This window comes from Armatimonadia bacterium, from assembly GCA_039679385.1.
In the GTDB taxonomy this organism is placed as follows: Bacteria; Armatimonadota; Zipacnadia; order Zipacnadales; family JABUFB01; genus JAJFTQ01.
In genome coordinates this window covers 62,455-87,076 of sequence record JBDKVB010000128.1, presented here as the reverse complement: position 1 = coordinate 87,076, position 24,622 = coordinate 62,455, and the positions used below count along the sequence as shown (strand labels likewise).

Annotated in this window: 15 protein-coding genes; 8 read left to right on the top strand and 7 right to left on the bottom strand. The window is 65.5% G+C overall.

Annotated features, from left to right (window positions below; translation table 11 throughout):
• Both ABFE16_14450 and ABFE16_14445 read left to right on the top strand, forming a co-directional pair.
• Positions 1–534 (top strand): C25 family cysteine peptidase (locus ABFE16_14450; protein ID MEN6346497.1); only part of this gene is annotated, 534 nt, incomplete at its 5' end.
• A 128-nt stretch (positions 535–662) separates the two neighbouring features.
• Positions 663–3,227 carry a hypothetical protein gene (locus ABFE16_14445; protein ID MEN6346496.1) on the top strand — a complete coding sequence of 855 codons (2,565 nt, stop codon included), beginning with the start codon at positions 663–665 and terminating at the stop codon, positions 3,225–3,227.
• A gap of 21 nt (positions 3,228–3,248) precedes the next feature.
• Here the strand turns inward: ABFE16_14445 and ABFE16_14440 are convergent, their stop codons facing one another.
• Entirely contained in the window at positions 3,249–5,414 is a 2,166-nt protein-coding gene (locus tag ABFE16_14440) for a hypothetical protein (GenBank protein ID MEN6346495.1), read from the bottom strand.
• A gap of 230 nt (positions 5,415–5,644) precedes the next feature.
• Between ABFE16_14440 and ABFE16_14435 the strand changes: the two genes are divergently transcribed.
• Positions 5,645–6,136, top strand: coding sequence for a hypothetical protein (locus tag ABFE16_14435; protein ID MEN6346494.1), 492 nt, complete (start codon positions 5,645–5,647; stop codon positions 6,134–6,136).
• Between the two features lie 118 nt (positions 6,137–6,254).
• On the opposite strand, the gene melA is transcribed toward ABFE16_14435, so the two are convergent.
• Both melA and ABFE16_14425 read right to left on the bottom strand, forming a co-directional pair.
• Entirely contained in the window at positions 6,255–7,580 is a 1,326-nt protein-coding gene (gene melA, locus ABFE16_14430) for an alpha-galactosidase (protein ID MEN6346493.1), read from the bottom strand.
• A 270-nt stretch (positions 7,581–7,850) separates the two neighbouring features.
• Positions 7,851–8,672 carry a hypothetical protein gene (locus ABFE16_14425; GenBank protein MEN6346492.1) on the bottom strand — a complete coding sequence of 274 codons (822 nt, stop codon included), beginning with the start codon at positions 8,670–8,672 and terminating at the stop codon, positions 7,851–7,853.
• A gap of 293 nt (positions 8,673–8,965) precedes the next feature.
• Between ABFE16_14425 and ABFE16_14420 the strand changes: the two genes are divergently transcribed.
• Together ABFE16_14420 and ABFE16_14415 are read left to right on the top strand one after the other, a co-directional pair.
• Positions 8,966–10,345, top strand: coding sequence for a 2-isopropylmalate synthase (locus tag ABFE16_14420; protein ID MEN6346491.1), 1,380 nt, complete (start codon positions 8,966–8,968; stop codon positions 10,343–10,345).
• A gap of 132 nt (positions 10,346–10,477) precedes the next feature.
• Positions 10,478–13,159 carry a sialidase family protein gene (locus tag ABFE16_14415; protein MEN6346490.1) on the top strand — a complete coding sequence of 894 codons (2,682 nt, stop codon included), beginning with the start codon at positions 10,478–10,480 and terminating at the stop codon, positions 13,157–13,159.
• A 46-nt stretch (positions 13,160–13,205) separates the two neighbouring features.
• On the opposite strand, the gene ABFE16_14410 is transcribed toward ABFE16_14415, so the two are convergent.
• Together ABFE16_14410 and ABFE16_14405 are read right to left on the bottom strand one after the other, a co-directional pair.
• The gene (locus ABFE16_14410; protein MEN6346489.1) at positions 13,206–15,491 is read right to left on the bottom strand and encodes an MFS transporter; all 2,286 of its coding nucleotides are present in this window, start codon (positions 15,489–15,491) and stop codon (positions 13,206–13,208) included.
• A 45-nt stretch (positions 15,492–15,536) separates the two neighbouring features.
• Complete coding sequence (locus ABFE16_14405; protein MEN6346488.1) at positions 15,537–16,880, bottom strand: sulfatase; 1,344 nt, start codon at positions 16,878–16,880, stop codon at positions 15,537–15,539.
• Between the two features lie 166 nt (positions 16,881–17,046).
• On the opposite strand from ABFE16_14405, the gene ABFE16_14400 reads away from it, so the two are divergent.
• The 3 genes from ABFE16_14400 (at position 17,047) to ABFE16_14390 (ending at position 20,320) form a co-directional block, all read left to right on the top strand.
• Positions 17,047–17,847 (top strand): Cof-type HAD-IIB family hydrolase, encoded by an 801-nt coding sequence (locus ABFE16_14400; GenBank protein ID MEN6346487.1) that lies wholly within the window; start codon positions 17,047–17,049, stop codon positions 17,845–17,847.
• 71 nt (positions 17,848–17,918) lie between these two features.
• A complete protein-coding gene (locus tag ABFE16_14395) occupies positions 17,919–19,292 on the top strand; it encodes a hypothetical protein (protein MEN6346486.1) in 1,374 nt (457 codons plus the stop codon).
• A 107-nt stretch (positions 19,293–19,399) separates the two neighbouring features.
• Positions 19,400–20,320, top strand: coding sequence for a carbohydrate kinase family protein (locus tag ABFE16_14390; GenBank protein ID MEN6346485.1), 921 nt, complete (start codon positions 19,400–19,402; stop codon positions 20,318–20,320).
• 45 nt (positions 20,321–20,365) lie between these two features.
• Here ABFE16_14390 and ABFE16_14385 read toward each other — a convergent pair whose 3' ends face one another.
• Together ABFE16_14385 and ABFE16_14380 are read right to left on the bottom strand one after the other, a co-directional pair.
• Positions 20,366–21,379, bottom strand: coding sequence for a formylglycine-generating enzyme family protein (locus ABFE16_14385; GenBank protein ID MEN6346484.1), 1,014 nt, complete (start codon positions 21,377–21,379; stop codon positions 20,366–20,368).
• A complete protein-coding gene (locus tag ABFE16_14380) occupies positions 21,379–24,552 on the bottom strand; it encodes a hypothetical protein (GenBank protein MEN6346483.1) in 3,174 nt (1,057 codons plus the stop codon). Before ABFE16_14380 ends, ABFE16_14385 begins: the two co-directional genes overlap by 1 nt.
• Between the last annotated feature and the right edge of the window lie 70 nt (positions 24,553–24,622).

Below are 24,622 nucleotides of genomic sequence, written 5' to 3'. Positions count from 1 at the left end.
GAGGTCTGGGACGGCTGCCTTGGGCCCCGGGAGCGTGAGGCACTGATAGCGGCGTCTCCGGCCATCTTCTTTTCCGTCGGCTGCGGCACCGCCCACTTCGCCAATGAACCTCCTTACGACGCTTACCTTGATGCCCTGGGTCTTCTGCATCGCGGCACACGGAAGGGCGAGGTCTTCGCCTCGGAGCCACCTGCTCCCGCAGCACTACAGCCGGGTCGTCTCAACAGCACCGGCCTGGGCGAGCGTCTCCTGCGCATGCCCCGCAGCGGCGCTGTGGCCTACCTTGGCTGCAACACCGGCGCTCAGCCCTGTGCCCTGTCGCTGCTGGACGGCTTCCTGAAGAGCGTTGCCGAGGGAAGCCCCTGCGTCGGCATGGCCTGGAAGGATGCGCTGGCCTACTACTGGCGGGCAGAGAAACTGGCAGACCTCAAGCCCACCAAGGACTGGTACCCACCCAGCATCTTCTTCCAGGGCATGAAGTTCATGCTCTTCGGCGACCCGGCGCTGAGCATGCCGAAGGCTGAGAAGCGGTAGTCGTCTCGCCCCCAAAACCGGCGCCGCGTACTCCGCCTTGCCGGATTGCAGGGCCCTGGCGACCTGCGACGAAAGAGGAGCACCAACGCGACCATCGGACAGCCCCTCCACGTGCGGAGGCGTCGCATATGCAAGTTACCGTGTCCCTCATGACGGCTGTCGTGCTGGCCGTTTTGGCTCTTCCCCAACACCTCTGTGCAGCAGGTGTCCCCATGCCCAGCTTCCGCTACGGGTTCCGCCACGACCCCATGCAGTACGTCCGCGAGGACACGTCCTTGCAGGCGGCCCTCGTTCGCAGGCTTGTATTCAATACCCCCAAGGACAGTGACGCGGCGGTCCTCCAGGCCCGCATCGCCGAGGTCCTCAAGGGTGCCAATCCCAACGGCAGCTTCGGCAAGCCGCCCGAAGGTGACGTGTCGGCGACCAGTGGTGCCGTGAGCGAGTTGCTGGACCTGGGCCTTCCACCGGACGCGCCACAGATCCGGTCCGCTGTGGCCTGGATTGCCGCTCTGCCTGCGCCACCGGAGGGGCAACTCGATTCGCGCATCTATTGGGTGGGCCCGCTCTGCCGCGCAGGCGATGCGAAGCTGCCCTGCGTTACTGCAGCTCTGAGATGGCTCTGCGACCACCCCCGGGAGTGGATTGCGAAGGGGTGCCCCTGGACTCCGCCGATGGCGATGAAGGAGCTCTGGGACGGTCGTGGAGTGGTGGACGTGAACGCAGCCCTGACCGCCGGCCTGACCTGGGTCGTCGACAACATGAATGCCGCGGGTTGCCTCAGTTACTGGGACCCGCTGGGGCTGACGGATCTTGCGGGCTACGTTGACCACCCACTCGCGAGGCGCATCCTCCAGCAGCAGGTCCCGATGCTCCTGCGCTGGCAGGAGAGCAAGGGTGGCTGGGGTGAGAACAGTCTCGGGGTCTTTCGGGCGCTGCACAGATGGGGCCTGCTCGAGCCTCTGGCCAAGCTCCCGGCTCTGCCGCCGGACTGGAAGACGGTTTCGCTCCCCGAGGGCGCGTGGTGGGGCATGACCTTCGGCGACGGGCTCTTCTGGCTACGCGACTGCAAGACCAGGGAGGTCGTTGCCCTCTCGCCTCAGGACGGCAGCGTCGTCCGAAGGCTCAAGCTGCCCGAAGGCAAGGCCTCCGGCCTTGGCTGGTGGGATGACGGCCTCGCGCTCACGCAGACGGAACCGAAGCGTCTCGTGAAGCTCGACCCGCAGACCGGGGAGATCAGGGCGCAGATCGACCTCAGCTTCGCTCCCTCGCCGGCGAACACGGTGCAGGTCGGCGGCAAGCTGTGGCTGTCTGAAGGCTACCTCTTCCCCGGTTGGGAACTCGATCCCGCTGACCCGAAGCCCCTGGCGGAGGGAGCCGACCCCATGAGCTTGCCGCGATTGGAACCGCACCTTGCTGCCGCACTGGGTGTGCACTGGGCAGCGATGAAGGACGGCGTGTGGATGGACGGCTACTGGTCGCGGTGCCTCGTCAAGAGTGCACCTGACGGCAAGCTCCTGGACTGGGGCGATCGGCCCTTCGGCCCTGCAACCGGCGGCCTGACGACCGACGGGGAGAGGATCTGGGCGCTGAACGTTGCGGAGATGAAGCTGTGCAGCATCGTCAAGGCGATCCCTCAGCCGCCGGCCGACCTGGGCACTTCGGAGGTGAAGGCGACGGAGGACTCGCTGAGCCTTCCAGGGGTTCGCTCTCTGGGCTGGGGGAAGTCCGGCGACTGCACCTTCGCCGGCGCACTGGAATCGGCTCTCGCCGTCACCAGGCACCCGGTCTCGCGGACGGATATCATGGGCGTCTCCGCGCTGGCCTTCCGGGTTCGCTGGTACTACTGGACCCAGGAGCCCAATTGGTGTTCGTCCACTCCGGTGGGTGAGTTCCCCGAGGAGCGCGACAACGTCTCTCGCGCCCTAGGCTGGCAACTCGCGGACGTGATGCTGCCCGGTGAGAGCGCCGCCGAAGACATGGCCGCCTTCGCTCCCGACGTCATGGCCTACCTCAAGGCCGGCCTGCCCGTCGTGGGTTATCCGGACGACTGGAACTGCGCCGTGTGCTTCGGGTACCAGAAGAGCGGTGCCGAGTTCCTGTGGTACGACTACTGGAGCGGAGACAAGCCCAAGGTGCTTGCCGCAGCCAAGCCCGGCGGTCCGTGGCTACTGTTCCTGTCCGGCTGGCAAGAGCCACCCTCGGAGCGCGACGTACTGCTGAGCACGCTGCATCTCGCCGTCCGCAACTGGACCCGCAGACTTGGCCCCGAGCCCTCAACCGCCTACTGGTACGGCGACAGCGCCCTGGTTCAGTGGATGGACGACCTCTCGCTCGCGCCGAAGTGGTCGGAGAAGGTGCAGGCCAACCTCTTCTTCGCGAACTGGTGGAACGCGGAGACGCTCTTCGATGCCCGTGGCTGCGCGGCGAGCTACCTGAAGGCACACGCGAGTGCTCTGCAAGGCCCGGCGCAAGAGGCGCTGCTGCGTGCTGCCGACCTGTACCAGAAGGAGCAGGAACTCCTGCGGCCGTCCTTCGAGGGCGGTACAGTCTTCCTGGGCCCCTGGACCGGCAAGTCCACTAAGGACTGGACGCCGGAGGTGCGTGCCCGGGAGATCGAGATCCTGAGACAGTGCCGAGAGCTGGAGCAACAGGCCGTGGCACAGATCGAGAAAGCGCTCGCGGCAGCCGGATAGTCTCGCGGCCGGCACAGGAGCTCAGGGCATCGAGCTTCCGCGCCAGATTCCGGCTCCGTAGGTGCCGACGTAGATCGTCCCTGGGTCCTGCGGATCGAAGGTGACGTTGCAGACCGGCGCAAAGGGGAATCTGGTGAAGCGCTGCCAGGTCTTGCCCGCGTCCGGACTGTACCACAGACCGTGGCTGACCGTGCCCACATAGAGGCGGTCCGGATTCTCCGGAGGCAGGTTGATGTACAGCGCGTGCACGTAGCCCGGAGCCCCGGTCTTGGCGAAGTCCTCGTCCTTGATCAGACGCTGCCAGGTCCTCCCGCCATCCGTGGTCTTGTACACGCCGCCTTCTGCCCCGCCAGGGATCGTCGCTGCGGTGAGGTAGATCGTGTTCGGCTCAGTGGGATGCACGGCGAAGGAGTTCGGCCAGTGCAGCTTGAGGTCGCGGGTCAGGTCAGTCCAGGTCTCCGCTCCGTCGCTGGACTTCCACAGCCCTCCAACCACCGGGAAGGTCGCCCGGTTGCCCTCCTGAAGGCGGTTCGCCGTGATGCTGCAGAACAGCTCTCCAGTCACCGGGTGAAGCTGCAGCATGAACACGTGCAGGTTCCCGGGGTTGCCCAGCCCCTGCGACTTGAGCACCCAGGTCTTGCCGCCATCGGTGGACTTGTAGACTCCGCCCTCATACATCGCCGCGTACAGAGTGCGGTTGCCCTCGGGACTCCTCGGATCAAGGCACACCCAGGTGCAGGGCAGCTTGGGAAGTCCTGTACCGAGCACCTTCCAGGTCTTGCCGAAGTCGTCGGAGACCACAACGCCGCCCTGGTGCGCAGGGGTGTTCGGGGAGATGTGCGTCCAGTTGGGGATGTCGTGACGGCTGCTGGCTGCGGCGTACATGCGGCCCGGGAGGTCGGGGTCGAACACCACGTTGTAGAAGGTGTTGCCCCACGGTGACCCGGTGGCAGAGGGGATCCAGGTTACCCCGCCGTCGGGACTACGCGACAGGCCGATGTCGGCATGGAGGATGTACCTGCGCCGCGGTTCCTGCGGATGGATCAGGTAGCGCATGCAGGTGGTGACCTCGCAGCCGTTGGAGCGGTACCCCCGCACCTGCTTGCCGTCCTCCGTGATCTCCACAGGGAGGTTCATGATCTGATGCCAGGTGCCGCCTCCGTCGCGGGAGAGGTACAGGTCGCCCTGAGTGGACACCAGCACGAGGTTGGGGTCACCGGCGCACATGCCAAAGCCGCGGGGAGTGATGTAGTAGCCCCACTTCAGTTGCGTCTGCACCCAGGCGAGTTCCACATTGGCCTTCGGGCCACTCATGAAGAAGCACTCGTCCCAGGTCTGGCCCTGATCGCGGGTGCGCCAGATTCGCCGGCACCATCCACCACCGGACTGCGCCATGTAGGCGATCTGAATCTGGCCCGCAGGCACCATGAACACGTTCTGGTCGTCGTACTTGTCGAGCAGCACCTGCCAGGTCTTGCCCTCATCGAGGGACTTGAGCACTCCCACTCCCCAGGCGGAGGCGTAGAGGCAGACCTTGCCGTCCTTGTCCGCACTACCTCCAAGCCCGAAGACCTGATGGCCCTTGAGTTCGGGCGCGGTGATCTCCTCCCAGGTCTTCCCCTGGTCGGCGCTGACGAGAGTCTTCTGGACGCAGACGGCGTAGACCCGTGAGCCGACCGCGAGCAGGTTCCGGCAGTCGCCCTCGATCACACGCTCCCAGGTCTTGCCTCCCTCCGGCGAACGCCATACGCCGTCCTTGGCAGCCACGAACAGAACCGGAGGCCGGCCCTCCGGCTCGAGGGCGGCCATGTAGCTGATGCCGCCGACCCAGGGCGAGGGCTGGACTACCGCCTGCCAGGTGGCGGCCTTGTCGCGACTGATCTTGAGCGTTCCACCACTGACCCAAAGGATCGCGTCCTTAAGGAACAGCGGGTAGCAGCCGAGGGAGTTGTTCAACTGGCTGCAGTGGATCAGCTCCCAGTGCTTGCCCCCGTCGAGAGACCGGTAGGCGCCGCTCATGTCGCAGGATAGCAGCATGAGGTCGGGGTCACTGGGACAGGCCATCGGCGTGTACATGCCTCCAGCTCCGCCGATGCCGGTGACCTCATAGTCGGCGGCACAACCTGCTACGGCTGCCCACAGAAGGAGTGCGACTGATAGAACGCCCACGGTCCGTACGCATTCCATGTAGTCCGCCTCACTTGTGCCCGGAAGGCTGACGACCTCAGGAGCAGTCCTTGTCCGCAAGCCTTCGCCGAGGGGGGTTGAGTGTCCTGCCGGCGGTCTGTGCCTGCACCTCTGAGGCACACCTCCGAGCGTCGGAGGTGCTCGCCCGGCTGCCGACGAACCTTGGAGACAGGCGTTGACGTGATCTTTGCCCTTGGCCTACTGACATGAGCCCGAAAGGAGGCGAGACGATGCCCAGAGCCCGAAAGGAGTCGGTGGAGGAGCACCTGCCGTCAGGGGAACTCAAGGGGTGCCTTCTGGTTGTGTCGGACCACAGGTCGCTCAACGTCGGGCACGCCTACTGCCTCTGCTCGGCGGGCTATGCCGTCTACACGGCGGTGACGTGCACCGATGTACCTCGCGTGCTGGAGCGCTTCTGCGTCGGCCCGATTGATGCCATCGTGTTCGCCTCGAAGGTCCATGGCTGGCATCACCGCGAGGCAGAGCGACGCCCGGAGAGCATCCCACAGGAAAGCGACGACGAGTGGCAGACGAGGAATCTCAAGGAAGTGATCGCGATCGTCTGCGCGAGGCAGGCGAACCGACCCACGGTCATAATCGCGGAGGAGCTACTGACACCGGGCTGGTATGACACGACCCAGGAGGCTCTCGCAGCGGCCGGGATCGAGTACCAGACGTACTCGGCCGGTGACCCGCACGGCATCCTGGCTTGTCTGCGGTGAGCAGGGGCTGCTGATCTCGTCGTGGTGTAGCCCCGCAGCCAGAGACTACGAATCAAAGGGGACAGGTGCCTGAGCAGGCCCTGTCCCCTTTTCGGTTCTCTTGTTTGCGGTACGACGCCTAGAAGCTGACGCTCTCGAACTGCGGCAGGTAGGCCTGGTTCTTCTTGAGCATCTTCTTGGTCATGTCCTTGATCTCGGCCAGGGACAGCACCGCAGCGCACAGCGGGTCGTAGCAGAGGGCCTGGTAGACGAGCTCGGGATCGCCCTTCAGGGCGGCCTCGACGGCCATCTCTTCCACGGCCACACTGATCGCGGTCAGCGGCTGCACCTGCGCGGGCAGGTCGCCAACATGGACGGTCTGCAGCGCACCGCGGGTAGCGAAGACCGGGACCTCGACGCAGCAGTTCTCCGGCAGGTTGGTCACGACGGCCGTGTTCGGAACGTTGCCGTTGAAGCGGTAGGGATCGCCGCCGAGCCAGGCGCTGATGATGTGGGCGGCGTACTCATGACCACGCGAGAGATTGAGCGGCGCAGGGTTCTCCAGCCACTTGGTGATGTCTCTCTTCCAGTTCTTCTCGCGGTCGAGGTAGCTCTTGAGGATGTAGGCGTGCTCGCCGGGGTTCCAGCCGGTGCCGCTCTTGCAGTACTTGTCCATGATGTCGGCGCGCTTGCGGAACCACCAGTTGTACTCAGAGTTGTGGCCGCTGGACTCGGTGACGTAGTAGCCCAGAGCCAGGAACATCTCGTTGCGCACCTGCTCGTGGTTGTAGACGGCCTTCTTCTTCATGGCCTTGCGCAGCAGCGGGTACGCGTCCTCGCCGTTCCACAGGTACTTGACGAACCAGGACAGGTGGTTGATGCCGGCGCAGACATAGTGGATCTCGCTCATCGGGGCGCCGATCCAGTTGGCGATCATCTGGGCAGTGCCCTGAACGCTGTGGCACAGACCGGTGAAGTTCGTGGTGGTCGCGCTCTGCATCGCGCGGCACAGCATCGCCATCGGGTTCGTGTAGTTGAGCACGACCGCCTTCGGGCAGAGCTCCTCGATGTCGCGGCAGATATCCAGCATGACGGGGATGGTGCGCAAGGCCCGGAACACGCCGGCCACGCTGCGAGTGTCTCCCACGTTCATGTCGACCCCGTACTTGGCGGGGATCTCGATGTCGTGCCGCCAAACCTGCACGCCGCCGGCCAGGATGGTGATGATGACGGCGTCGGCATCCTTGAGGGCCTCGCGCCGGTCCGTGGTCGGGCTGACCGTAGCCGGGTAGCCGCCCTCCTTGACGATTCGCTCAACAGCCTGGGTGATGCAGGTGAGGCGCTCCTCGTTGATGTCCATCAGCGCGAGTTCCGCGTTCTCCATCAGCGGGAAGGTCAGGATGTCCTTGACCAGCGTGCGGGTGAATCCGAAACTGCCTGCTCCGATAAAGGCGATCTTTGGCATATGCGAATCTCCCAGGGGAACGGGGCCTATGCCCGGTTTTTTGGCAGGGGAACACCTGCCGCCATGTCGCTTGGCCGCCCGCACACCAGACTCCGGGAGGGGCGACGCTCTCCGCGACAACTGCGGCATGGTAGCAGGATGTGGGCGCGGATGCAAGGATTCCGGGGCTTTCGGCCTTATGTGGCAGGCTTCCGACTAGGCCAAAGACAACGGCGGACTCCCTCGAGGGAGCCCGCCGCCATGGAGTCGTGGGTTGCCCTCTGGCCCGGCCTACTTCACCAGGTCGGCCTTGCTGCGCGAGTACTGGAGCTGTGCCTCAGGGCCCTGCGCGGCGGCCTCAATGCACTGCCGGGCGATGGCGATGTCTTCCTTCGCCTCCTCCACCGACATCATCCCGATGGCGACGGTATCGATGGGCTTGAGGTTGCTGTAGACGAAGCCGAAGCCGGTGGGCGGCATGACCCGTCCGGCGGCCAGGGGCTTGATGGAGACGATGGGTCTGGGGGTGTTGCGGATGATGTTGCGCATCCAGTCCGTCTCGACCTGACACAGGAAACCGATCGAGTTGAAGATCTGGATATAGCCGGCGCAATCGTACGCGTTGCGGTCGGAGACGACCACGGTCTCGGGCCGATGGGTGCTCCAGCCGGGGATCATCCCGCGCTTGCGGATGTACTCGAGAATCTCCGGCCCGTCCACGATTCGGTTCTCGGAGGTCAGCAGGTGAGAGTCCGTCCAACTGGTGTGCGGCCAGCAGTACTCCGCCCCGATATCGGCGCAGCGGTCGATGTCCTTCTTGAGGTCTTCCAGGGTGGCGCCGCCGGGCGTCGCAATATAGTAGATGTGGTGTCCGGTGTTGCGCTCGACCTCGTCCAGCAGTTCCTTGTAGTCGGGGCGCGTCGCGGCAACGGTCAGGTTCAACCCTTCCTTGGCGCACAGTTCAAGAACCTCATAGGTGCGCTCAGGGGTGAAGTGCCGCTTCAGCCACTCACTGCGGGCGTGGCTGAAGTGTGAGAAGCCGTGGAAGGTGTTGGTGCCGATGGTCAGACGAGAGACGGCGTTTCCGCCCAGTTCCGTCATGGGGAAAGGCATAGTGAGAGGGCTCCTAGGGATGCGCTAAGGACCAGCCGCCGACCATCCTACCGCAGCCTTAGGGTGACCGTCAACAGGCCAGAAACCAAGGTAGCCCAGGCTGTCCCCCCTTGACACATTCGGCCACTTCCGCAAGGATAGAGGGGGAGCAAGACACAGAAGCAGACAGGGTCTTGGGGGGAGACGGAGCCTGGGAAGGTCGCGTGACCGGTGTGCAGCGTCTGGCAGCACCGGCAAAACGCCGCGGACGCGCTGGGGAGTCCCAACCTGGCGCGCCGATCTGGAGGTATCGAATGCTGTTATTCAACCCTGTAACCCGCGTCCTCGAGGAAGAGGTCTATAGGTACCAGCTTCAGGACGTTGAAGAGCCCGTCTTGTACCGCGAGATCTTCACCTATGAGGCGGTTCCGAAGGTTGTGTTCAACCATCGCCTGATGCCGATGGATCCCCCGGAGCAACTCCGCATCAGTGACACCACCTTCCGGGACGGCCAGCAGGCACGCCCGCCCTTCACGACCGAGCAGATTACCCATCTGTACGACCTGCTCCACCGTCTGAGCGGACCGAACGGCATCATTCACCAGTGCGAGTTCTTCGTCTACAGCGAGCGTGACCGGAAGGCCGTGCACGAGTGTCAGGAGCGCGGCTACCGCTTCCCGGAGGTCACCGGCTGGATCCGGGCTTCACGCAAGGACTTCCAGTTGGTTCGCGAGATGGGGATCAAGGAGACGGGAATCCTCACCTCGGCCTCCGACTACCACATCTTCCTCAAGCTGAAGAAGCGGCGCAGTGAAGCCATGGAGGACTACCTGACGGTGGTCAAGATGGCGCTGGAGGAGGGCATTCGGCCTCGCTGCCACCTGGAAGACATCACTCGTGCCGACTTCTACGGCTTTGTGGTGCCCTTCGTCCAGAAGCTTATGGAGCTCTCCGAAGAGGCGAAGGTGCCGATCAAGATTCGCGCGTGCGATACACTGGGCTTCGGCGTGACCTATCCCGGCGTGGCCCTGCCACGCAGCGTGAAGGGGATCATCCACGGCCTGCACACCTTCGCGGGCGTCCCGCCCGAGCAGCTCGAATGGCACGGACATAACGATTTCTACCGCGGCGTCATCAATGCGACTACTGCCTGGCTCTACGGCTGCGGCTGTGCCAACGGGACCTGCCTGGGTATCGGCGAGCGAACCGGCAACACCCCCATCGAGGCGCTGGCCATCGAGTATGCGGCCCTGCGCGGCGGCACCGACGGCATGGACCTGTCCGTGATCACCGAGATTGCCGACTACTTCCGCCGCGATATCGGCATGGAGATCCCGCCGAGTCAGCCCTACGTGGGTGCGGACTTCAACGTAACCCGCGCGGGTATCCATGCCGACGGTCTGTACAAGGACGAGGAGATCTACAACATCTTCAACACCGAAGCGATCCTCAATCGTCCGGTCGGCGTGGCCGTCACCGACAAATCGGGGCTGTCCGGCATCTCCCAGTGGATCAACATCCGCTACCGGCTCACCGGCACGGAGCGCATCGGCAAGGAGAACAGCGGCGTCCAAGCCATCAAGGAGCGCATCGATGCCGAGTACGAAGCGGGCCGGGTGACCCAGCTCTCTGATGAGGAGATGGAGCGGCTCACCGAGGAGTTCGTCACGCTCCCAGCCTCGGCCAAGCGATAGCTGCACCGAAACCTGCAATACCGACTGCAACGCCCCGCCATGATTTCGGCGGGGCGTTTTGTCATGCTGACCGGGCTCGCCGAGCCGACGCCCCGGCAGGTCTGCGTTCCGAGACCGACGAACACCCCTGCCATGAGCCCTTTCCTGAGTTTGCTGCCTGCTCTGTGGCCGATACTGTCGCTGTCGGCACAGGTCGCTGCCGAGCCCGCGTACTTCGTCAGGGAGGGTGTCCCGGTCCTGGCCCGAACCGTCGGTTCGGGGTGGATCCGGGGCGACGGGTTCCTTGAGTGCCAGGGGACGGAGCGCTATCTGTACGCCCGGAAGGCCCTCGGAGTTGGCGACTTCCACGTGACGGCACGGCTCACGATCCATGATCTCGCCCGCAGCGCCGCCTCCTTCTGCATCGATGACCGCAGCCACTTCGGGTTTGATGGCGCTTCGGGCGTCCCCTTCCTCTCTGGCCCACTCTTTTCGCGGACCCCACAGATTGCTGCCGACAAGGCGCCTTTGGTGCAGCCCGGCAAGCCCTTCACCTTCGAGTTCCTTCGCGAGAAGACTACCTTGCGCGTTCTCATAGACGGTAACGAGGTGTACCGCACCACCGTCAGCACCGGCCCGGTGGGTACCATCGCCTTTCGTCCCTGGAGGAGCAGAATGCAGATCAGCGAGTTCAAGGCCGAAGGGGCGCTCGAGCCGACGCCGCCCCCGCGGACGCAACCCATCCAGTTCACGATCCCGCTCATCGACCTCTCCGCCGAGAAGCAGCGTCAGGTCGTCGTCGAGTCGATACCCGGTCAGTACCTGGGCCACCCCACGACGGTCCTGCTGGATGACGGGAAGACGATTCTGTGCACCTATCCCCTCGGTCATGGCGGGCCGGCGGCGGTGCTCAAGAAGAGCGTCGATGGCGGCTTGACCTGGAGTGAGCGGCTGCCGGTGCCCGAGAACTGGGCGACCGCCACGAACTGCCCGTGCCTGCACCGACTGACCGGCCCCGATGGCGTGGAGCGATTGCTGGTCGTCGAGGGCGGCCGCGACCTGCGGCAGTCGGTCTCCGTGGACAAGGGCAAGACCTGGACACCCTTCGCCCCGAACGGGCTGCATGGCATCGTCGCTCCCATCACCATCGTCCCGATCGCCAGCGGGCGTCACCTCGCCGTGTACCACTGGGGGCACGACGGCCAGGACCGCTCTCCACTGACGATCTACCAGGCGATCTCGAAGGACGGCGGGCTGACCTGGGAGGACGAGCGCCAGATCGCCGCGGTGCCCTTCGCCGACCCCTGTGAGCCCGCTGTGGTCCGGTCGCCGGACGGCAAGCAGCTTCTGTGCCTGATGCGCGAGAACGCGCGACGGTACAACTCGCTGAGGATGGTGAGTGACGATGAGGGCCAGACGTGGTCGACGCCGGTGGAGCTTCCAGCGTCGTTGACGGGCGACCGCCATATGCCGCGGTACTCCCGCGACGGTCGGCTGGTGATCGCCTTCCGTGACATGGCCGAGGGCAGCCCGACCCGGGGTGATTTCGTGGCCTGGGTTGGCACCTATGAGGATATCGTCAAGGGTCGCGAGGGCCAGTACCGCCTTCGGCTGCTCAATAGCCCGACAAAGGGTGACCTGGGGTATCCCGGCCTCGAGCTGCTGCCGGACGACACCTTCGTCGCGACGACCTATGCTGTGCTGAGCCCGGGCGAGAAGCAGTCGGTGGTCAGCGTGCGCTTCACCCTACGGGAAGTGGACGAGAGGGCGGCCGAGTTGCCCGCCCAGGAGGTAGTCTTCCGTGCGGGAGAAGCGGGTTACCATACCTTCCGAATCCCTTCACTGCTGGTGACCCCGCGAGGTACCGTGCTGGCCTTCTGTGAAGGGCGCAAGGGGAGCAGTTCGGATACCGGCGACATCGACCTGGTGATGAAGCGCAGCACTGACGGGGGCAAGACCTTCGGGCCTCTGGAGGTGCTGTGGGATGATGGGCCGCACACCTGCGGGAACCCGTGCCCGGTGGTGGATCGCGACACGGGGACGCTCTGGCTGCTGCTCACCCACAACCTCGGCCAGGACCGCGAGAGCGCCATCATTGACGGTACCAGTGAGGGCACCCGTACGGTCTGGGTGACCCACAGCGCAGACGATGGTGTCACGTGGGCCAGGCCGCAGGAGATCACGCAGACCACCAAGGCCCCCGACTGGACCTGGTATGCCACCGGCCCGGGAGTGGGCATCCAGCTTCGCTCCGGCCGTCTGGTGATCCCCTGTGACAACGTCGTTGCGGGGACGAAGGCGCACCAGTCACACGTGATCTACAGCGACGATCATGGGGAGTCCTGGAAGCTGGGCGGGGTGGTCGGCGAACGCGTCAATGAGTGCCAGGTCGCGGAGCTGGCCGACGGCAGGCTGTTGATGAACATGCGCAACGGAACGGGCTCGGACAGCAAGCTGCGGGCGATTGCTACCAGCGCGGACGGCGGCCTGACCTGGTCCAGGATTGAGCACGACCCAGCCCTGGTGGAGCCGGTCTGTCAGGCGAGTCTAATTGCCTTGCCGGACCCGCAGGAGGCGGCGCGACGGGTTCTGCTGTTCTCCAACCCGGCCGGGACCAACCGGCAGTGGATGACCGTGAAGACGAGCGAGGACGAGGGCCGAACCTGGCCTGCAGCACGACTTCTGTTTGCCGGGCCGGCGGCCTACTCCTGCCTTGGGCTGCTGCCGGACGGCTCCGTCGGCTGCCTGTACGAGCGCGGAAGCAAGCATCCCTACGAGACCATCGTTCTGGCTCGTGCTCGGCGGGAGTGGCTGCGGACACCCGGCACGCTCTAGGCCAGGGACGCCTGATGTCGCTCTACTCGACAGCCCCGCGGGTATCCTACCGCGGGGCTTCCTGACTCTCCGGATGGTCCTGAGGGTGACGGCCGGATAGAGAGCGTCCCAGGGCGGTCATGGCAATGATGGGGAATACGACGCCCTCGTCGGCTGCCAAGCTCTCGGGCATGCTGTCCAGGTAGCTACAGATCGCCAGGGCTGCATGAGCGGCGAGCGGCGGAGCATCGGGCACCGCCAGCACCTTCTCGGCGATCTGGCGGGTGTGCTGGGTGAAGGCCTCCAGGTTGTCGCCGGCCAGGGCTTCCACAGCCTGCTTCGCCGGCTCGGGCAGGGCCTCCCAGTCCTTCCGCAGCGTGGCCGCCCGGGTCAGCAGCCGAAGGACGCGCTGCATCATCGGCTCGCTGAGACCGGCACGCTCAAGGGCATCGGCGGTGGCCAGGCGGTAGAAGTGGTTCTTCTCGCCGAGGACGCGACAGACGCCGTTGATGACCTGCATCCGGATAACGGGCAGCGAGACCTGCGGCAGTCCGGCCATGACGGGCTCGACGATACGCAGGTCTGGACGGTGTGACGCAGCCTCCACCAGCGTCGGGAACAGCGCCGGATCGACGTTCTCTCGCAAGGCCTGCAGCAGCGCGTCCTGGGCATCCTGACCGCCGACATCCCCCAGCGCCAGTGCTGCACTCATGCGCACCCGTGGGTCGTCGTCCTCCAGGGCCTTGAGCAGCGGCCCGGCGACTGCCCGGTGACCGATCTTGCCCAGCGCTTCGGCCGCTTCGGGACGGATGTCCGAGCGCTTATCCTCGAGCGCTTCGACGAGCGGCTCGACGGCTTCGGCGAACTGGCCCTCCCCCAATCCCTTCGCTGCTTCACTGCGCACTTCATGGCTCACATGGCGTAAGCCCCTGACAAGTGGTGTCAGGGCCAAAGGCGATTTGGTCCTCCCCAGACGCCGCAGAGCTTCGGCACGAGCCTCGTTGTCGCGGGCCACACTGTAGAGGGCAAAGCTGAAGGCCAGGCCCAACAGGTTGCCGCGGAACTGCCCAAGCACATACCGGGGCGAGGCAGCCGCGGCCTCGACAATGAAAGCCGACAGAACCAGTGGGAATAGGTAGAGCACACCACTTGCCGCGAAGATGGCCTGGAGGGTGTTGAACTGCCAGCCCAGCAGGACCACCTCGGGAGGCAGCACATTGCGCAAGGTGCCGGCCAGGAAGGGACCGATGGCTGCGGCAAGGGCCGCCAGCCCCGTCCAGTTGGCGAAGTAAGCGCTGTTCTCGACGCCCGAGGGGACGATCTTGTACAGCAGGCTCCCGAGCGCCACGTTGATCGCTGAGACCGAGAGGCCGCCGAGCATGCAGGCGATGGGCAGCAACAGCCCGCAGTTGCTCTTGTCCATGATCGCCCACAACGCCGGCACGACCAGACCCGGCACAATGGCGATCTGCGTAAGAGGCTTGGACCCGTAGCGCTGAGCAAGGGCACCGGTACCGAGGTACCCGGCCATCATCAGCGCCAGGGTGATGTTGGTGTAGATGGCGATGCGGCTGTACGACAGGCCCAGGTACTTGATCATGTACACGCCGCTGAGCGCCCCGGCCATGGAGAGTGCCACGTTCCACGTACACAGGAACAGGGCCAGAAGCCGAAAGTCGCGGTTTCGCATGGGCTCGAGCAGGCTCTTGCCGAAGCTCGCCCCAGCCGATGGTTCAGTGGCCGGATAGGGGGTGACAAGGAGGAGCCAGTAGCCCAGGAGACCGGCCACCCAGCCAACGGCAAAGGCCAGGTAGAAGCCAGAGGGCTTCGGGAGAAGGTCAACGCCCTCACTGGCGACATACAGCCAGATCATGCTCGAGACCGTGATCGCGAACATCCGCCGGCCGATGTAGGGCGCCCGGACGTTCTCGGGGATCACGTTGCTGAGCCATGAGCTGAAGTGCGGGTTGACGGTGTGGCCGATCAGGTAGGCGGTCACCAAGAGGACGGCCACAGCGCCGAAGCGGAACTGCGTCGCCAGGAGCCCGGTCAGGACGATGGCGCTGGCCGAGGTGATCTCCAACTGGCCGACCAAGACCATGAACAGGCGCTTGTTGCGGATCGCCCGGGTCAGGTAGAAGGTGACCAGTTGCGAGGTGCCGGCCAGCGAGGAGAGGCTGACAAGGAAGGCGATCTGGGCATCACTGAGGCCGATATGCAGGCCGAAGCCGGAGAAGATCGAACCGGCCGGAGTGGCATTTGGCCCATAGACAGCCCACAGGACGCCACACAGGATGAAGTGGCGCAGCGCATGGGCGACTTGTTGTGGTGGTAGAGGCTTGCGTTGGTCCATGCGTTAGCTCCAGACGACATCCTTCTCGGCCTAAGGGCCGACGAGTCATGGCTCGGGCACGAGCCCGAACTGCCTGCCTTCCATGGGGTACTGGAACTTGTCATCCACCGTATACCCGAAGCGCCGCCAGTACTCGTCTCGGGGGCGGAAATCGTCTCCGGTCCTGCGCAGCCAACCCTGGAGCTCGTCCTCCAGGTGTGCCTGCACCCCGGCGACTTCGGGCGAGTTGACCAGGTTCTTGAGCTGGTAGGGGTCGGCCTCGTTGTCGTATAGCAGCCAGGGACCCTCCAGCGTCTTGACATAGGTATAGCGCACGGTCCGCACACCACGCCACTCCGGAATCGGCTCGATGAAGGGGCAGAGGTTGTAGATGAAGGCGGACTCGGGCCCGCAGTGTTCGCCGGTCAGGGCCGCCTGAGCCAGGCTCTCTCCCTCGACGGTCTCCGGGATCGGCACCTGCGCCAGATCCAGCAGCGTCGGCATCAGGTCGGGCACATTCAGCAGTGAGTCCGTGCGCTTCCCGGCAGGGGAATGCCCGGGCCAACGCATGGCATAGGGCACCATGATACTCTCGTCCCAGGGCTTCTGTTTGCGGTGCATCCCCTGACTGCCCAGCATGTCGCCATGGTCGGAGGTGAAGACGACGATGGTGTCGTCGGCGAGGCCCGACTCGTCTACGGCGGCCATGATCCGACCCAGGTTGCGGTCGAGGGCTGCTATATGCGAGTAGTAGCCCGCGATTTCCTCCCGCGGATCGCAGTTCTTTACGTTCGGGCGAAGCTTGATGTCGGCCGGGTTGTGCACATGGTACGAATCGGGCATCAGCAAGCACGGGTCATGCGGCGGTCCGAAGGACAGGAACACGCAGAAGGGCTGCTCCTGGTGGCTGCGCACGTAGTCGACGGTGAGGTCGGTGAAATGGTCGGCATCGTAGCCCTCGATCCAGATTGGCTCCGGGTCGTCACGGTAGTAGAAGGAGTGCATGTAGTTGTGGCAGCAGTTGGAGACGGCCCAGTAGCCGAACCCCTGCCGACGCGGTCCCGGCGGTGTGAAGGCCGAGCGATGAGGCCCATCGAGGTGCCACTTGCCGATGTAGGCGGTGTCATAGCCCGCCTCGTTGAGGACGTGTGCGATCGACCGCTCCGTGACCGGGAGACGCACGTCGTTGAGCACCATGCCATTGCTCAGGTTGTGTCGGCCGGTGAGCAGCGCAGCGCGATAGGGCGTACACACAGGACAGGCGGAGACCGCATGGGTAAAGGTCACGCCCTCGGCCGCGAGCCGGTCCATGTTCGGGGTGTGAACCTGCGGGTTGCCCATGAATCCGGCATCACAGGCGCGCATCTGGTCGGCGAAGACGAAGACGATATTGGGATGACTGCGAGGCATGGTCTCCTCCTGAGTGGGATCCGCTCTCGGCGCAGGCCGCCGGCGAGTTCACGCAAGTGGGGTCGTCTGCTATAATGGGCCGACAGTAATCCGTCTGCCCTTTCCGCGGGGCACTCGAAAGACCCTCGTGTATCGTGGCCCTATTCGACTTAGCAGGTGATATCCCTTGCCCGACATCCGTTTGATCGGGATCGACCTCGACGGAACCCTGGTACTCAATGCCCACGAGGTCTCCCAACGCAACATCGATGCCATCAGGGCCGCAACCGCCCAGGGCGTGACGGTCGCCATCGCCACAGGTCGTCCTCACAGCTCCGCCGAGCAGTTCGTGGAGCGTCTGGGGCTCGAAGGCGTGCCGATCATCTCCTACAACGGCGCACTGATCCGCAGGCCCGGCGACTCGGAGCCCCTCTACAGCCGACCGGTACCGGCCGACCTGGCAGCGCAGATCGTCCAGTACTGTGTAGACCGACGGTACCACATCCATTACTATCTGAACGACATAATGTACGTGACACGGATGTCGGCGTGGTCGCGGCTTTACTGGTCGCGCACGGGCGTCCTGCCCGTTCCGGCCGGGGATCTGCGCCGCTTTGATGGTCAGGAGCCGACGAAGATACTCGTCTGCGTGCCGCCGGAGGATGCCGAGACCGTGCTGTCGGAGGGGCAGCAACAGCACGGTGAGCGCCTGTTCGTCACGCGGTCGATGCCCGAGTACATCGAGTTCCTCAACGCCGAGGCCGGGAAGGGCAAGGCCCTGCAGTGGCTGGCCGCACACCTGGGCATCCCGATGGAGCAGACCATGGGCATGGGCGACATGCTCAACGACCTGGAGCTCGTGCAGATGTCGGGCTTCGGCGTGGCGATGGTCTATGCTCAGGAGCCGGTGAAGGCGGCGGCGAAGTACGTGGCAGAGAGTGGCCCTGAAGGCGTGGGCGAAGCGATAGAGAAGTTCGTCCTGCACTAGCCGGTCGACGTCGAGCAGTGGCCCGGCACAGGACGCTAGTGAGGTTCCTGGACACGATGCGATGGACGCCCGTGGTACGAGTAGCCGTGCTTGCAGGGATCGGCGCGATCCTGTCAGCTCCTGCCTATGCCCTCTCGTCGGCCCAGTTCCGGCAGTTGCTCGTTCTGTCGGACACAGCGGTGATGGACGGTCTCGCGGACTCGGTGGAGTGGCTCGCGGATAACCGCGGCGTGGTGGTCGGCGGCTGGGAGCAGTGGCCGGCGAAGCCCATGATCGCGGTAGCCCCGGCTGCCGGGCCGGTGGTGAAGCTCGAGCGGCCTGCGACTCCGCGCTTTGCCCTGTCGCCATCGCGGCAGGAGATCGCCTACTGGAGCACCACAGGCGGCACCTGGGCACAACTCGCCATCGTGCCGGTGAGCGGAGGTCAGCCGCGGTTTGTCGGTGACCCACGCCAGGTTACCCCGGCGATGCATCTGGCGTGGCCGGTGGAGGGCACGCTGTGCACCCTCACCTACAACGCCCGCAACTGCCTTGCGCTGGCCATCGACGCGCAGACTGGTGCGCCGCGTCCGCTGGTCGAGGCCGAGGGCGGGCAATGGACAGGCCTGCGCACCTCGCCAGGCAGCGACCCGATCGCAGTGTGGACTGACCACTCGAAGACGTGCTTTCGGCTCTCGGTGTCAGGACGCACCGTGGAGCTTGGCGCAGAGGCCGACCACGACCGTGCAAAGCCTGGCGGAGCTCTCTTCTCCTACTTCGACGCCAATGCGGCGCTGTGGGTCGGTGGACGAGGCAAGCAGCCGCCGACGAAGGTAACTGACGACGCCGGCGCGGCCTGTTGGCTGCCGGATGCCAGTGCGCTGCTGTTCGCAAGACGCCGGGCGCTGTGGTCGGTCTCGATGGCAGACCTCGAGCAGCGGCAGGTGCCGGGAAGCGCCCTGGAGAACGCCGGTCTGGAGGCCGGTGCGCCCTGCGGGATGACCTGCTCTCCGGACGGAGGAGCCTTCGTCTACTGGCGGCAATCAGGCGTCGAAGGACAGATCCGCCGGGCGAGGCTTGGCCTGGAGGAGATCGCCGTCAGCGCCCGCTTCCCGAAGGGTACCAAGGCCGCCGTGGGCCAGAAGATGTGGATCGCCACGAAGCTGTACCTGGAAAAGAACGGCGCAGTCAAGGAACCGGTGTGGAACACTGTCAAGGGTGAGTTCGAGGTGCGGCGAGTCCTGCCCTCGAAGGCGGAGACAGTGGTGGAGGCGGTCAGCGTCGGGGCCATGTCGGGTGTGGCTGTTCGAGTCGCCGGACGTGCTGAACCCGAAGGCGGCGCACCCGGACTGCAGTTCTCCCTGAAGCCGATTCCCGACCTGAAGGCCTGGCTGCACAAGACCACGAGCGTCGGAGAACCCCTGAGCCTGAACGTCACGAGGACGCCTCTGGGAAGTCCCCAGTAACGCCCGCTGGCCCGTATGCTGAAGCAGAGGGCCGCCCAGGGCGTCCCCAGACAGACTGCACCCGCTTGCGCGGGTCTGAGACCAATTGCAACGGATACCCTACTTTCATGGCTTACGACATCCTGTGCCTTGGCGAAGTGAACGTTGACCTCATCCTCTCGGGCGTGGACCGACTCCCGAACTTCGGCGAGGAGGTGCTGGCGGACGCGGTCGGGATGCACGTGGGCGGTTCGACGGCCAACGTGGCGATCTTCGCCTCGCGCCTGGGGATGAAGGTGGCACTCCGGGCACGGGTCGGCAAGGACGACTTCGGCGACTTCCTGCTCGCGGAACTCGAGAAGATCGGCGTCTCGACGGAGCTGATCGTGCGTGACCCCGAGCTGCGGACGGGCATCACCGTGTCGCTGTCCGGAGCCAGGGACCGGGCTTTCGTGACCTATCTGGGCACGATCGACTCCCTGACGGCGGCCGATGCGGAGGACGACCTGCTGCGGCAGGCGCGGCACGTGCACATCGGCAGCTATTTCATGCAGCAGAAGCTGCGGCCGGACGTGCCCAGGGTGCTGGCGCGGGCACAGGAACTGGGACTGTCGACGTCGCTGGACACCGGCTATGACCCCTTCGAGGAGTGGGACGGCGGGATCCAGGAGGCTCTGCGCTACGCAAGCGTGTTCGTCCCTAACGAGGTCGAGGGACCGGCCATCGCGAGGACCGAGGATCCCCGAGCGGCGGCTCGGAAGCTGTCGGAGTCCGGAGCGGCGATTGCGATGAAGCTCGGGGCTGAAGGGTCGCTGCTGGTCGACGCAAAGGGCGAGCACTTCGCACCGGGCTACAGCATTTCCGTGGTGGATACGACCTGCTGCGGTGACGCCTTCAACGCGGGATTCCTGACCGCGATGCTGGCCGGCAAGAGCCCGCGGGAGTGCTTGCAGTGGGGCAACGCCGCAGGCGCCCGGATTGCCGGTGGCTCCGGCGCTGCCGTGAACCGGCTGAGTGTCGACCAGATCGAGGCGCTCGTGCAAGGGTAGCGGTGACGCCCGCACTCACTGCCGCCAGCCAGCCTGGTCGCGCTCCTACTTGCCGGGCAGCGCGGCACAGACCACGCGGAAGCCGACGTTGTAGACCCGCAAGTCCGGCTGGTAGCTCTGCCGAGCGGCTGAGCGCGCCCGCAGCGGCCGATCATCCCAGGAGCCTCCGCGAACCACTCTCGCCCCCGGATCGACCGGAGCCTGCGAGGCATCGGTGATCTGCGGGTCGGTCGTTTCGGCGGAGGCTGTGTAGGGATAGGGCCGGTACAAGCTGCTGCACCACTCTGCGACATTCCCGTGCAGATCGCACAACCCCCAGGCATTGGGCAGATACTTGCCCACCGCCGCCGAGACACGCTCCCCATCATTGTGCGCGGCATCGCGCAAGGCCCAGGGCTTCACGGACGCCACACTGCTGTCGGCGTAGTTGGCATAGCGGAACAGGTCGTCGGCGCTGCACTGCCACGGCGAGGCGGTTCCGGCCCGGCAGGCCCATTCCCACTCCGGCTCCGTGGGAAGCCGGAAGGCCAACCCGGTTCGCTCTGAAAGCCAGCGGCAGAAGCTCATCGCCTCGTACCAGGAGATGCGGATCACCGGCTGCTGATCGGCGTTGGCGCCGATTCCCGGCCCGACTCGGTCCTTCCAGTTCGTGTCGATGGTGCGGCTGTCATGGGCGGGGTCGAATAGGCGATAGAGCTGGTTCGTGACCTCGCACCTGGCCATCCAGAAGGGCTTTGTGATGCGGACCTGACTCTGTGGCCCCTCGTCAGGATCGAGAGGTGACTCGCCGTCGGGTGCCCCCATCGTGAACTGCCCTGTGGGGACGAGGACGAGAGTGAGGGTGATTCCGGGGGCCAGCTCCAGGGCCTTCTCGGTGCCGCTCGCGAGCTGGTGAGCGGCTTCCTGCTGGAGCGTCTGGGCCTGGTCGGCATTCATCGGCCAGGGGTTCTCGGCCAACACCGGCAGGCAGGTCACTGCTCCGGCGAGCAGGAGGCCGAGGAGACAGGTGCCTCGCAGAGCCAGGCAGCGGCAACCACAGGAGATGCGGAGGTCGCCCATCAGTGTCCTCCCTGGGCCAGCGTTGCCCGGACCGCGGCGTCCTCGGCGCGGATTTCCTCACGACGCTTCACAAGCTGCGGCGGGGGCTTCGGCTCGGCTTCCGTCCACTCACCGGCGAAGGGAACGTTGAGGTCGATCCAGGTAATGAGCCGGTCCCAGTCCTCCTCCGAGAGCTTCACCCCCATGTGCCCCTTCTTGAGCATCTGCACCAGCGGGCTTGTGTTGGCTTCGAACTCCCGGGGACCCAGGAGGCGGATATCGGACTCATTGCCGGGCCGCCGCACGTAGGGATGGAGGGTGACGTAGGCCTGCGTCCAGGCGGTCGGTGCACGGTTCTGAGGCGGCGCCGGGAGGCTGCGCAGGTCGATCTTGCCGCCGCTGTGGCAGGAGAGGCAGTTGCGGTCGAGCACGGGCTGGACCTCGCGCACGAAAGAAAAGCCTCGCGGCTCGCCATACCAGGGCTTGATCTCGGAGGCCGGCCGACGCTGCGCCAGAGGTCGCTGCCCGGAGGCACTCACGTCGCGCCGGTTCTCGTGGCAGCCGACGCAGGAGAGGACCTCGCCGGGCATGGCAGTGAACCAACTGCGCATCTGCTGCTGGGCCATACCCTCGCGACTGACCGGCTGCACGAAGAGGGGCGTGTTCGCAGGGACCTTGAAGTACGCTGACCCGTCCGCCTCGACCGGCACCGTGCCCCAGATCTTCTTCACGTCCCAGCCGCCGTCGATGGCGGCGGTATGGGTCTGGCCATTGCCCCAGTAGCGGTAGACCGGCTCCGCGATTCGCAGGGCGGTGACAGTGCCCCGCGGCACCCCTTCCATCCCCCGTCCACGGTAGACGTCGAACATGAAGACGGTCGCATCCTCGCGCGCGTAGTTGACCGAGGGCTGGATGACCGGCGGCGTCACCTGCGGACGCAGCGGGATCGGTTCCATGCTCGCCGCGTCCGGCTGGATGAGGACCGGCACGAGGTTGTCGAAGACGTCCACCAGGTAGATGCCCCAGGGGTCTGAAGGCCCGGGCTTGCAGGAGACGAGGAAGTACTTGTCTGAGAGCGCCCAGGGATGGACGAACTGCGGCCAGGTGCCCGTGGCATACTGGTCGACGATGGGTGCACTCGGCTTGCGGTGGCGATGCGGGAGTACCTGGAGGACGCCGTCGGCCTCCCTCTCCCCTACCGCGGTGTCGAGGAGCGTCACCTCACCCATGCGGGGGTTACCGTGGTGCCCCGAGACGATGCAGACGATCTTGCTGTTGCTGCCCGGCACCGGCCGCGCGTACATCATGGTGTTGGGATACCACGAGTTGGTGCCGTAGAGGGCCTGCTGCCGCGTCCCGTCCGGGTTCATGGTGAAGAGGATGCGGCTGAAGTAGTGCGGGGTGTCGTTGTACTCCCAGCGGGTGTAGACGACACGCCCGTCCTTGAGCACCATCGGATACCAGCTGTGGTCCTGGTCGAAGGTCAGTTGCCGCACGTTGCGCCCGTCGGCGTCCATCAGGTACATCAGGGCGACGTGGTCGCCACCGGTGCAGGGGACCGCCTGGTAGCAGCGACTCGAACAGAACATGATCTGTCCATTGGGCAGGTAGCAGCCGGTGTAGTTGTCGTAGTCATCGGCGGAATCGGCGGTGACCATGCGCAGGTTCTGCCCGTCGACGCCGATCTCCCAGAGTTGGTAGGTGTCGCGCTTGGTCTCGGCGGGCATGGAGAAGAGCATCCGGGTCGCATCGAAGGACAGGCAAAGGTCGCCCACGAAGCGACTGGTGGAGTGGAAGAGGGTGGTGATGGCGCCGTCGGGCCGGACAGGGGAAAGCACCTGGATCGAGGTATCCCAGCCGGTGCGCCGCAGGCTGGAATTGCCCTGCCAGTTCTGCGGCAGGCCCGGTGCACCGCCCCCCGGACGGCGAGTAAGGAACAGGAGCTTGCCGAAGTCGAGAAGCGGATTGGCCTCGAGGAGGGCCTCGCGCTGGAGCCCGCTGATCTGGTCGCTCCAGGTGGCCACGTCTGCAGCAGAGGTCGACTGTGCGGCCGGGAGTTCTCTGCCACGGGTGCGCAGAGCGTCAAGACGTGTGCGGAAGTCGGCGGCTCCGGAGTAGCGGGCACCGTAAGTTGCGGAGAGGTCGTCGAGGGCCAGGCGACAGCTCACCAGCCGAGCCATGCCCGAGAGGAGTTCGCCGAGGGCCAGGGAGTTGTGGTAGGAGGCTCGCCAGCCCTCCAGGGCGGTCGGAGTGGACTGGGCGCTTTCATAGCGACGGCGCTCGGCTGTCGTGGCTTCGGAGCCCAGGTCAGCCTCGAGGCCGGTCAGGGTCTCGGCAGCCTCCTGGAGATGATGGCCCTGGGCCGAACGATAGCGGGCGCTCAAGGAGGCGGAAGAGAAGTCGCCCTCGATGGGCCAGATCTCATCATCCGTCTCGCTCTTCATCGTGCGCTTGTCGTCGGCGGAGGTGAAGTCGGCCCGGACCTTCGCCCAGAGGCGGCTCACCCGCGCCACATGGGTTGGATCGGAGGAAGCGCTGCCCCGGCCTGGACGCAGAGCGAAGTAGTAACCCCAGCCGCCGGTGCGGTTGACGATCTTGAGCAGCAGATGGTTGTCGCCGGGCTTGAGCTTCAACTCGGCCTTGTCCTGGTCGGCACCCGGACCTCGGGGCACGTCCTGCGAGATGAGCTTCTCCCCGTTGAGCCAGACTGCGAGGCCGTCGTCGCTGCCGAAGTAGCCTGTGATGGTCAGCGCTCTTGGCACCGTGAGCTTGCGGTACAGGTAGCAGATTGCGGCCTCGGCGACGGCAAAGTGAGGACGCAGGTCGATGACCTGCTCGTCCGGGAAGGGCATGAGCCGCCACTTGGCCTGTGTGTTGTTCATCGCCGGGTAGGTGGCATCCAGCGCAAGGGCGGTCTCGGGCGGATAGGCACGGGCGAAACCCTCGCCGCGCTCGTTGCTGAAGGAGCCGATGGCGTACCAGGGACCGAGGGTGACCTCTCCCTCCTGCCGGGCCGAACCCGCACGGAGAAGCTCCTGGCGCTCGAAGTCGGCGAGCTTCTGCAGCGCCGCCTGCAGGGAGTCTTGCCAGGTGGCGCCCCGGCTGTAGAGCTGGTCAAGCTCCTCCGCGCAGGCAGGGACCAAGGAGAGAAGGAGGGCAAGGAGGGTCAGCGCAAGGGCAAGTGATCGGGCCATGCTTCGGTCACTCCACAAGGTGCGGTGCCCCGGAGGAGGGCTGTTGAAAGAGGCGCACAGGGCCTTGGTC